Genomic DNA, 1,679 nt, shown 5'->3' with positions numbered 1-1,679 from the left:
CCGGGCGCCGGCGGAGCGATGGCGACGGGCGGGGTGCCCGGGGCGGGCGCCGCGGGCGGCGGAGGCGCGGGGGTGGCGAGCGCGGCGGCCGCGCCCTCCGCGGCGGCGGCCTCCTCGTCCGGCTCGATGACCTCAGGGATGTGAGACACGGAGAAACGATGAACACCGAGACGAACCACCCGAGCCCCGCTCACCGCCGCACCTTCGGCCTGCCTGCGCTCGTGCTCGCCGTCCTCGCCACCGCGGCGGTCGCCGGCGGCGCCGGCTTCTTCGTGGCGACGCGCGGGACCGGCGACGGCCACGCCCACGCCGGCGCGGCCACGGCGGCGAAGGAGCAGTGGCAGTGCCCCATGCACCCGAGCATCGTCCAGGACCACCCCGGCGACTGCCCGATCTGCGGCATGAAGCTCGTCAAGGTCGAGGCGGCCGGGGCCGGCGCCGCGCCGAAGAGCAGCGCGCCCACCGCCCCGCAGAAGGACCAGTGGCAGTGCCCCATGCACCCGAGCATCGTCCAGGACCACCCCGGCGACTGCCCGATCTGCGGCATGAAGCTCGTGAAGGTGGAGGGGACCGGCGCCGGCGCCGGTGAGCCGGACGAGCCCGCACCCGAGGGGCTCTCGGCGGTCACCATCGACGCCGCGCGCCAGCAGCTCATCGGGCTCAGGGTGGCGCACGCCGAGCGCGGAGCCGTGGGCGGGTCGTGGCGCACGAGCGGCCGGGTGGCGGTCGACGAGACCCGCGTGCACCACGTGAACGTGAAGTTCTCCGGCTTCATGGAGAAGGTCTACGCGGACTTCATCGGGCGCCCCGTGAAGGCGGGGGAGCCCCTCTACTCGATCTACAGCCCCGAGCTCCTCGCCGCGCAGCAGGAGTACCTCCTCGCGCTCGACACGCGGAGGCGGCTCGCGGCGTCGGGCGGCATGAGCTCGGACGGCGACGCCCTCGTCGCCGCCGCGCGCCGCAAGCTCGAGCTGTGGGACGTGCCGCGCTCGGAGATCGCCCGCATCGAGCGCACCGGCGAAGCCACGCGCACCCTCACGTTCTACTCGCCGGCCGGGGGCGTCCTGACCAAGAAGGACGTGGTCCCGGGGATGCGGGTGAACGCGGGCGACATGCCCTTCGAGATCGTGGATCTCTCGCGCGTGTGGGTGCTCGCCGACGCGTACGAGTCCGACCTCCGGCACGTGAAGGTCGGCACGCCCGCCACGCTCGCGTTGAAGGCGTTCCCGAACCGCACCTTCAACGGGCGCGTGGCGTTCATCGACCCGCTCCTCGATCCGAAGAGCCGCACGGCGAAGGTGCGGGTGGAGGTCCCGAACCCCAAGGGCGAGCTCAAGCCGGAGATGTTCGGGGAGGTGGTGTTCCAGGGGACGAGCCGCGAGGGCGTGCGGATCCCCGCGGACGCGGTCATCCACTCGGGGACGAAGAGCGTCGTCTTCGTCGCGCGCGGAGGCGGCAAGTTCCAGCCGCGCGAGGTGCAGCTCGGCGACGGCGACGCCGCGTTCGTCGAGGTGGTCTCCGGGGTCGAGGCGGGCGAGGGGGTCGTGACCCGCGCCAACTTCCTCGTCGACTCGGAGTCCCGCCTGCGCGCGTCGCTCGCGGCCCTCGCGTCCCCGGACGCGGCCGCGCCCGCGAGCGCCGGGCACGCGGGCCACGGCGGCGCCACGGCCGCGCCGCCC

Annotated in this window: 1 protein-coding gene; it reads left to right on the top strand. The window is 74.7% G+C overall.

Going from position 1 to position 1,679, the window contains the following annotated elements:
* Positions 1-158: 158 nt before the first annotated feature.
* The coding region (locus MNZ29_RS24010; RefSeq protein ID WP_242357108.1) for an efflux RND transporter periplasmic adaptor subunit at positions 159-1,679 on the top strand (1,521 nt) is incomplete at its 3' end.

Origin of the sequence: Anaeromyxobacter sp. SG64, assembly GCF_022690745.1 — a bacterium.
GTDB classification, from domain to species: Bacteria; Myxococcota; Myxococcia; order Myxococcales; family Anaeromyxobacteraceae; genus Anaeromyxobacter; species Anaeromyxobacter soli.
Note: the sequence above shows the minus strand (reverse complement) of the source record. Positions and strands in the feature narration are given on the sequence as shown.